The following is a 2,049-nucleotide window of genomic DNA, read 5'->3' as shown; positions in this document are numbered from 1 at the left end:
TTCTTGCCGGTCAGCATGGCGCGCACCAGGTTTTCGCGGTGCAGCAGCGAGGTCAGGAACACGGCCGCGATGTGCAGCACGACGAGTGCCATCAGCACGTTTGCCAGTGCTTCGTGGACTTCGGACAGCCAGTCGCCGCCGAGCTCGGCGTAGCTGGCGTGGCCGCTAGCCACCAGCAGCAGGGCCGTGCCCAGGATCGCGACGATCGCCAGCGCGCCGGCCGGATTGTGGCCGACGTAGTGGCGCGGGCGCAGTTGCAGCCAGGAGCGCAGGTAGGCGGCTACCGCGCCGGGGCCGCGGATGAATTCGCTGAAGCGGGCGTAGTGGGTGCCGGTCAGGCCCCAGACCAGGCGCAATCCGATCAGCAGCGCCATCGAATAGCCGAAGCTGATGTGCCAGAGCTGCCAGCGTTCGCTTTCCGAAGTCAGCCAGGCGCCCAGGAAGGACAGCGCGAGCGACCAGTGGAAGAGCCGGACCGGCAGGTCCCACACCAGCGCAGTTTTTTGCGGCAGGGTTTCAACGTCCTGATGCCGGGTCGTGCCGGAGCGTTGCGGTTTCATTTCGGAATCCTTACATTGTCTTCATCGAAGTCGCCCTTGTCGGTTTGGCGGTGGCAGGCGGCGCAGTTGGCGCGGCTCTTGACCGATGCGCGCAGCCAGACCTCCTTGCCGACTTCGCGGTGCTTGCGGGCGAACCAGGCGCTGCTGGTGATGCGGTTGTCGGGCGAGGGCTCGGCGAACTTGCGCGAGCCGGCCGCATGCTGGTTCAGCCAGGCCGAGATTTCGGCCACCGATTTCGGGTCGAGGCTGGCGTCGGTGCCGTAATGCTTGTCCAGCGAGTGCATGATGCCGAGCCAGGATTTCGACGGCAGCAGGCCGGGCGCATACGGGATGTGGCAGCTAGCGCATTCGGCTGCATACGATTTCGGCATGTTGCCGGGCATGCCGATGTTGTCGGCCAGCGCCGGCGCCGAGAGCAGCGCGGCGCAGCAGCCGGAAAGGAGCAGGCGGGTGATGTTGTGCATGATGGCGTCCTTGTATGGGGTTTATCTGATGGTCAGCAGCCAGGAGATGATGTCGACCTTTTCCTGCGAGGTGCATTCCCGGCCCATCACGTCGTTGCAGTTGCGCTTGAACCATTTTTCGGATTTGGCGGCGTCGGTGAAGCGCTGCTCGTTGGCGGCCGGCGCCAGCGGCAGGATGGTCTTGCCGGTGACGATGTGCTGGGTGCTTTTGTTCGGGGTGCTGCCGTGGCAGCTGGCGCAGCTCCATTCGCGCCCGTGCTTGTTGACGAACAGCTGCTGGCCGCGCTGCGCCGAGGCTTTGCCGGAAGATGCTTCATACTGTTGCAGCAGGTCTTGCGGGCTGGCGGCCCAGGCGGCGCTGCCGAACGTCAGCGCGATCAGTAACAGGGTTTTGTGCATTGCTTTCTCCGGATGGCGGCCGGCGACGGATGCGCAAGCCATGACCGGATGCTAGCCAGGCGCCGCTGAACCGGCGCTGATCGCCCCGTTCAGCTACGGTTCATGTTGGCGTTGCCATGCTTGCAGCGGGACTGGCGCCTGATTGCCGATGCGCCGATACTTTTACATTCATTCTTCGATAGCCGCATGGGTGCATTCAATGAAGACAATCCGGATTCTCCTGCTGGGCGTGGTGATCGCGCTGGCCGCCGGCGGCCTGTACGCCGGCAACCATGACGACGAGCGCGAGGAGCACGACCGCGCCCGTGCCGCGATGGCCGCCGGGCAGATCAAGCCGCTGGCCGAGATACTCGACCAGGTCGAGCAGCGCTACGCCGGCCGGGTGGTGAAGACCGAGCTGGAGCGCGAGGACGGCCTCTGGCTCTACGAGCTCAAGTTGCTGCCGGCCAACGGCCGCGTCTACAAGCTGAAAATCAATGCGCAAACGGGCCGCGTGATCGGCTCCAAGGGCCAGGTACAGGAGAAACGCGTAAGGCCGGGGAGTCTGCCCCTCGTGCACCACGCGGCGGATGGTGGAGACGGCGGCACACCTGAGCGACCACGTTTTCCCCCGCCTGCCGGTGCGC

At 65.3% G+C, this 2,049-nt stretch carries 3 protein-coding genes and 1 pseudogene; 1 reads left to right on the top strand and 3 read right to left on the bottom strand.

Annotated elements, in window-relative coordinates; genetic code table 11:
- From B059_RS19780 to B059_RS0118290, 3 genes are all read right to left on the bottom strand, one after another.
- On the bottom strand, positions 1-560 hold a 560-nt coding region (locus B059_RS19780), incomplete at its 3' end, for a cytochrome b/b6 domain-containing protein (RefSeq protein ID WP_018079671.1).
- On the bottom strand, positions 557-1,024 hold the full coding sequence (locus B059_RS0118295; RefSeq protein WP_018079670.1) for a diheme cytochrome c: 468 nt from the start codon (positions 1,022-1,024) through the stop codon (positions 557-559). The genes B059_RS19780 and B059_RS0118295, both read right to left, overlap by 4 nt.
- A gap of 21 nt (positions 1,025-1,045) precedes the next feature.
- Positions 1,046-1,423, bottom strand: coding sequence for a DUF1924 domain-containing protein (locus tag B059_RS0118290; RefSeq protein ID WP_018079669.1), 378 nt, complete (start codon positions 1,421-1,423; stop codon positions 1,046-1,048).
- Between the two features lie 148 nt (positions 1,424-1,571).
- Here B059_RS0118290 and B059_RS21745 point away from each other — a divergent pair.
- Positions 1,572-1,868: pseudogene (locus B059_RS21745) on the top strand (PepSY domain-containing protein); the annotation flags it as partial.
- Between the last annotated feature and the right edge of the window lie 181 nt (positions 1,869-2,049).

The sequence above is a fragment of the Thiobacillus denitrificans DSM 12475 genome (genome assembly GCF_000376425.1).
Classification (GTDB): domain Bacteria; phylum Pseudomonadota; class Gammaproteobacteria; order Burkholderiales; family Thiobacillaceae; genus Thiobacillus; species Thiobacillus denitrificans.
Note: the sequence above shows the minus strand (reverse complement) of the source record. Positions and strands in the feature narration are given on the sequence as shown.